At 58.0% G+C, this 6,000-nt stretch carries 5 protein-coding genes and 2 pseudogenes; 4 read left to right on the top strand and 3 right to left on the bottom strand.

Going from position 1 to position 6,000, the window contains the following annotated elements; all coding sequences use genetic code 11:
• Positions 1-116: 116 nt before the first annotated feature.
• Positions 117-1,058 (top strand): annotated as a pseudogene (locus JNB91_RS28755) (Mu transposase domain-containing protein); the annotation flags it as partial.
• A complete protein-coding gene (gene istB, locus JNB91_RS28750) occupies positions 1,048-1,830 on the top strand; it encodes an IS21-like element helper ATPase IstB (RefSeq protein ID WP_220328857.1) in 783 nt (260 codons plus the stop codon). The pseudogene JNB91_RS28755 and the gene istB, both read left to right, overlap by 11 nt.
• 60 nt (positions 1,831-1,890) lie before the next feature.
• Here the strand turns inward: istB and JNB91_RS28745 are convergent, their stop codons facing one another.
• Positions 1,891-2,109 (bottom strand): hypothetical protein, encoded by a 219-nt coding sequence (locus JNB91_RS28745; protein WP_220328865.1) that lies wholly within the window; start codon positions 2,107-2,109, stop codon positions 1,891-1,893.
• Between JNB91_RS28745 and JNB91_RS28740 the strand changes: the two genes are divergently transcribed.
• Entirely contained in the window at positions 2,023-2,271 is a 249-nt protein-coding gene (locus JNB91_RS28740; RefSeq protein WP_220328856.1) for an HNH endonuclease, read from the top strand. The genes JNB91_RS28745 and JNB91_RS28740 overlap by 87 nt on opposite strands.
• A gap of 121 nt (positions 2,272-2,392) precedes the next feature.
• On the opposite strand, the gene JNB91_RS28735 is transcribed toward JNB91_RS28740, so the two are convergent.
• Positions 2,393-2,776, bottom strand: coding sequence for a hypothetical protein (locus tag JNB91_RS28735; protein ID WP_220328864.1), 384 nt, complete (start codon positions 2,774-2,776; stop codon positions 2,393-2,395).
• Positions 2,777-2,808: 32 nt separating this feature from the next.
• Between JNB91_RS28735 and JNB91_RS28730 the strand changes: the two are divergent.
• Positions 2,809-3,243 (top strand): annotated as a pseudogene (locus JNB91_RS28730) (NADP-specific glutamate dehydrogenase); the annotation flags it as partial.
• Between the two features lie 331 nt (positions 3,244-3,574).
• Here the strand turns inward: JNB91_RS28730 and JNB91_RS28725 are convergent.
• Complete coding sequence (locus tag JNB91_RS28725) at positions 3,575-5,833, bottom strand: methyl-accepting chemotaxis protein (protein WP_223218449.1); 2,259 nt, start codon at positions 5,831-5,833, stop codon at positions 3,575-3,577.
• Positions 5,834-6,000 lie beyond the last annotated feature (167 nt).

Raw genomic sequence — 6,000 nt, 5'->3', positions numbered from 1 at the left:
TGCTGTGCAGATGAAACGACGACTTTCCGAGATCGATTGCGAGCAATTCGAATGTCATGACTTCCTCCTTTGGTGGCCTTTCATTCTGAAGGTTCGGAGGGAGGCGTCCATCCCATAATATGAAGACAGCGGTCGATCGCGTCGGCCGGGGCAAGGAGCGACAGGTCAACATCCGGTTCCTTGCGATGACGAACCACTACGTCTTTGCACCTGAGTTCTGCAATCCTGCTGCGGGCTGGGAGAAAGGGCAGGTCGAGAAAAACGTTCAGGATTCTCGTCCACGCCTGTGGCAACAGATGCCCGACTTCCCGGATTTGGCAACGTTGAACCTCTGGCTGGAGCAGCACTGCCAGAACCTGTGGCAGGAGACACCGCACGGGAGCCTGCCCGGTTCGATCGCCGATGTTTGGGCTGATGAGCAGCCTGCTTTGATGGCATTGCCCGCTATGTTTGACGGCTTCGTCGAGCAGAGCAAGCGGGTCTCGCCGACATGCCTGATCACCTTCGAACGGAACCGCTACAGCGTGCCGGCCTCCTTTGCTAACCGGCCCGTCAGCCTGCGGATTTATCCTGAGCGGCTGGTCGTTGCAGCCGAGGGCAATATCCTCTGCGAACATCCGCGGATCATAGAACGCAGTCACGACAAACCACCGCGAACGATTTATGATTGGCGGCATTACCTTGCCGTTATCCAACGCAAGCCTCGTGCCCTGCGCAATGGTGCTCCCTTCCTGGAATTGCCGCTGGCCTTTCGACAGTTGCAGGACCAGATGCTGCGTCGCCTGGGCGGCGATCGGGAGATGGCCGACATCCTCGCTCTGGTGCTTCATCACGACGAACAGGTTGTCGTCAGGGCTGTGGAACTGGCTCTGGATCAAGGCGTCGCGACCAAGACGCATGTGCTGAACCTGCTGCATCGTCTGATCGATGGGAAGACAACCGACGGTCCTGACATCGACACGCCACAGGCGCTAACCTTGGCTCGCGAACCCAAAGCAAACGTGGAGCGCTATGATGGCCTGCGTGTTCGGATCGTGGGAGGTCGTCATGCGTCATGATCCTGCCAGCGCCGCCGTCGTCATCATGCTGCGTAGCCTGAAGATGTATGGCATGGCCCAAGCGGTCACCGACCTGATCGAGCAAGGAGCACCAGCATTCGATGCGGCCGTACCGATCCTGTCCCAGTTGCTGAAAGCCGAGATGGCCGAGCGCGAGGTTCGCTCGATTGCCTATCACATGAAGGCTGCCCGCTTCCCAGCCTACAAGGATATCTCCGGCTACGACTTCGCCGCCAGCGAGATCAACGAGGCGACGGTGCGTCAACTGCATCGATGCGAGTTCATGGACGGAGCACAGAACATTGTTCTCGTCGGCGGGCCGGGCACAGGTAAAACACACGTCGCGACTGCTCTCGGCGTCCAGGCTATCGAGCATCACCGCCGAAAGGTCCGCTTCTTCTCGACCATCGAATTGGTCAATGCGCTCGAGCAGGAGAAGGCAAAGGGCAAGGCAGGCCAGATCGCCGAGACCCTGGTCCGTCTCGATCTGCTGATCCTCGATGAGCTCGGATACCTTCCGTTCAGTGCCTCAGGTGGAGCGCTGCTCTTCCATCTGTTGAGCAAGCTTTATGAGCGCACCAGCGTCGTCATCACCACCAATCTCAGCTTCAGCGAATGGGCCACCGTCTTCGGCGACGCCAAGATGACGACAGCTCTGCTCGACCGTCTCACCCACCGTTGCCACATCCTGGAAACCGGTAACGACAGCTTCCGCTTCAAGGCCAGCTCGGCCGCAGCAGCACAGAAGAGAGGAGAAAAGCCGATCCCTTGACCAAACCCTGATCAGAAAACCATACTTAGAGGTGGCTCACTTCTCGGTGGAAAAACCGGCTCAGTTCTGCGTGGAAACCAACAGGTCGAGCCAAAAAAAGCTGATGATGGCGTCTCTGAAGGGTTGAGGATCGTACGGGAGCTGAACGTCATCAAGCGCAATCGGGCAATTGTCGAGAGAGCTAAAGCTGCGATGATGCCACTCGTATGTGAAGCCTGCGGCTTTGATTTTGAGAAACGTTACGGGGCGCATGGTCGAGGCTTCATTGAGGCCCATCATTTGGAGCCCCTCTCCGACAGAAAAGGTGTCGATAAGCCAACCACTCCAACGGATTTCGCAATGCTATGCGCGAATTGTCACCGCATGGTTCACTATGGTGGTGGCTGCCTGACCCTTGATGCGCTTAAAAGCCTTATTCGAGCTCACGCCGAGCAGGGATAGTAGCGGGTTAGAGAGAACGCCCTCTCAAAGCTGCACTCCGTTCCGCGCTTTGCAGATTGACCTGATTTGCTTCCAGCCATTTTTCGTCAGCCGGTCCGAGCAGCTCATACGCGTTCAGATATCAAGCTCCCTCGGCCTTAATAAACATCCGCAGACCAGCCTTCTCCTTCGGGCCGATGACCAAACCCAGGCTTGGAAAATCGAATTGATAGCGGTCGCGCCAGCACCAGTCCGGATGTTCGTTCCTCAAAATAGAGAGAGCCGGGTTGAAACGGCGGAGAGGCCAACCTGTCAGTTCGTGGAGTTCTGGGCTTTGCGCCTCGACATGTTCAAGCATCAATAGCGCATTTTGAACCGCGTCTTGTCGCGTCCCGCCTCCACCCCAATTCATGAACTGATGATCGAAGCTCTGATAAAACTGCTGAGTTGGCCGAATCCGCCATGCTCCAATTAAAGTCTGCACGCTCAAAAATCCAAGATATGCGAGTTTCGTCGAGCCTTCCATGTTCAGGGTTGGTCGGTAAAAAGGATCGTCCGGGAGCTGCATGTGTCCCGCAAGGGATCATCTGGGATGTGCCTTGCGACGTTGCACTACCTGCGCCACGCAGAACGAACTTTCCGGGCGTGATGCAAAGGCATTGATCGCAAATGGCGTTATTGCAGTGGCGGAAGGTGCAAATATGCCATCGACACCGGAGGCCGTTCGTGCGTTTCAGGAAGCCGGTGTTTTTTTCGGTCGGGGAACGCAGCGAATGCAGGTGGGGTGGCAACCTCCGCTTTGGAAATGCAGCAAAACGCCAGCCGTGACAGCTGGAGCTTTGAAATGGCGCGCGACCGGCTTCGCCAGATCATGAAGGGCTTCACGATCGTTGCGCGGAAACCGCCGAGGAATACGGCGCCAAGGCCAATTACGTGCTGGGGGCAGGCTTCACCCAAGTTGCCGAGGCAATGCGCGCGCAGGGCGTGGTCTAAAATCTAAATCTACTGAAGTTGGATGATGCAAAATAGCCGCCCTGCGGGTCGTTCTCATCGAGAGCGGCCCGCCGCTGTTCGTGGGCCACTAGTCCCGCCTAGGAAGGCGGACCAATGGCCCAGGCAAGCGCGGCGGTTGCCTAGTGCAACTCCACGACGATACGCATGAGTAACGGCGTTTTGGACCCGGCAGTTTGGAATGCTAGTATACGCAATCGGCTAACCACAGGGCGAACTTGCTCTGAAGGCGAGGGACGGGCTGAGGTCGCAGTCATGAAACGCCATGTTGGCGGGCCCCCGCCCGCCGTCATGGCGAATTACTATAACTCGGTCAGAATTCTTGCCAGTTATCTCGCGCTGCAGCAGCTGCCGCACTGCCGCGACCGGTTAAGGCCTGAGCAATATTGCCGACCATGCCGCGAGCCGGCGATGGTGCCGGGGTAGAGCGTGGAGAGGCGGCCATCACGGCTGCAGTCAGGCGCAGGGCGGCAGCTTGGTTTGCCGTGCCGCTCCCCTGATCAAGCTGAAACTGGCTGATCAACTCACGCAGACGGCCTGCTTCTGTGGCCAGTGTAGCGCCGGCGGCATTGGCTTCTTCCACCATCGCGGCGTTCTGCTGGGTCACCTGATCCATCTGGTTGACGGCAGTGTTGACTTCCGAGAGGCCGACCGACTGCTCGCGCGATGACGTGGCAATCGAATCCATGTGGTGGTTGATGGTGACGATATGCGCTTCGATGGCGCGCAGCGACTCTCCGGTCTCGCTCACCAGCTTCACGCCGCTCGCAACCTCGATCGAGGATTTGCCGATGAGATCCTTGATTTCCTTCGCTGCACTCGCCGAACGCTGAGCCAGCTCGCGGACTTCTTGTGCAACCACGGCAAAACCCTTGCCTGCTTCGCCGGCGCGAGCGGCCTCCACACCGGCGTTGAGTGCAAGCAGGTTGGTCTGGAACGCGATATCGTCGATCACGCCGATGATGTTGGAAATCTGGCCGGACGATTCCTCGATACGCCCCATTGCCTGCACGGCATTGGCAACGACCTTGCCCGACTGACGAGCACTTTCATTGGCCTGGATTGCGACCGCGCGGGCCTCCTCAGCGCGCTTGGACGAGTTGGACACGTTGACGGTAATCTGGTCGAGCGCGGCAGCGGTTTCTTCCAACGAGGCGGCCTGCTGTTCGGTCCGCTTGGAAAGATCGTCGGCGCTCTGGCTGACTTCGCGCGAACCGCTGTCGATCGAGTTGGTGGCCTGTGCCACCGAGCCGAGCGTGCCTCGCAACTGGCTGACAGCTCCGTTGAAATCGGCGCGCAGGCTTTCGAAGTCAGCGGCAAACGGGCGGTCGAGCTGAAAAGTCAGGTCACCGGAAGAGAGATGCTTCAGGCCGATTGCGAGACCATTGGTGGCCTCCGCCATCTGCTCGGCGCGAATGCGCGCCTCCTCAGCGTTCTGGCGACGCTGTTCTTCGGTCATGTTGCGCTGCTCGTCGGCCTGACGCTCCAGTTCCTTCGTCTTCAGCGCATTGTCCTTGAAGACCTGCACGGCGCGTGCCATGGCTCCTGTCTCGTCCGGACGGTTTTCGCCTTCGATCGTGGCATTCAGGTCACCGGCGGCCAGGCGTCCCATCGTGGATGTGAGACGGCCGATGACGTTGCCGAGCGACTTGGCAAACAGGAAAAAGGCCGTCAGCGCGATGATCGATGTAAGAAGTGTCACGCCGAGCATGGTCCAGAGCGCTGCACGCGCCTCTGTCATGATGTCGGTGGCATCAGTCCCGATTTCAAAGACACCAATTTTGTCGCCGGAAAACGAGGTGAAAGGCACGGCTTTGATGAGCATGTCGCGCCCATCGAGAGTGGCCGGCTCAAACACGGATTTGCCGTCAAAAGCTGCCTGGATTGCGCTAGCATCCAGAAGTGCGCCGCCTCCCTCAGTTGAGGACTGGTTCACCAACTTTCCTTCGGAGATCACATTAACCGAGATCTCTGCACCCAGGCGCTCCGCAAGCGGCGAAAAATATGCGTTTGAAAGCTCGGTTCCGACGTCAACGACGCCGACGACCGTACCGTTAACAAGAACAGGCGCAACGGCGTAGATGCCAATCCCTGTTCGTCCCGGCTCTATGCCAGCCGCCACCCTTCCGGTCGATATGGATGATGCAACCGTCTTACGACGAGCCAGATAGTTGTCACCAAATTTCTCTGGTGCGTGTGCCCGGATGATGACATTGCCTTGCGCGTCGGCGACAGTGATGTTCTGTAAGCCACCTAGCTGGGCAACCGCTTTGATGTTGGTTGAAAATTTGTCGAGCAGGTGCTGGCGATCGTTTGCGCGTATGTATCCCGCGATATCGGGTTCTCCTGCGAACGCCAAAGCAAGCGCTGAGGCGGACCGCTGGATGGCTGCCATGTCAGTCTGAATGACGTTGAGATCACTCGCCGCTCTATTGTAGAGCGCCTTCTCGTTCATGTCAGCTTGGCGGTACCAAGCCAGGCCGCCGATCGCAGCACTCGCGAAAAGGACGGCGGCAAATCCGTATCCTGTGATCTTGATCCAAAGCGGTTTTCTTACAGCGTCTGCAGTCAATTCAATCCCCTCCGCGAGATGCGTTCCCATCCGTCGGGACACTGTCTGAAAAGGATCAACATTTAATAAATCATCGCCTAGGTACGGACACGGTTTGGGGTATCGCTTGTGCCGCCGCAAACCAACCGGAAGAAGCAGACCGACAGCTGCATAGTGCCGTTAACTCG

Origin of the sequence: Aliirhizobium wenxiniae (assembly GCF_019511445.1) — a bacterium.
In the GTDB taxonomy this organism is placed as follows: domain Bacteria; phylum Pseudomonadota; class Alphaproteobacteria; order Rhizobiales; family Rhizobiaceae; genus Neorhizobium; species Neorhizobium wenxiniae_A.
This window is presented reverse-complemented; position numbering and strand designations above follow the sequence as displayed.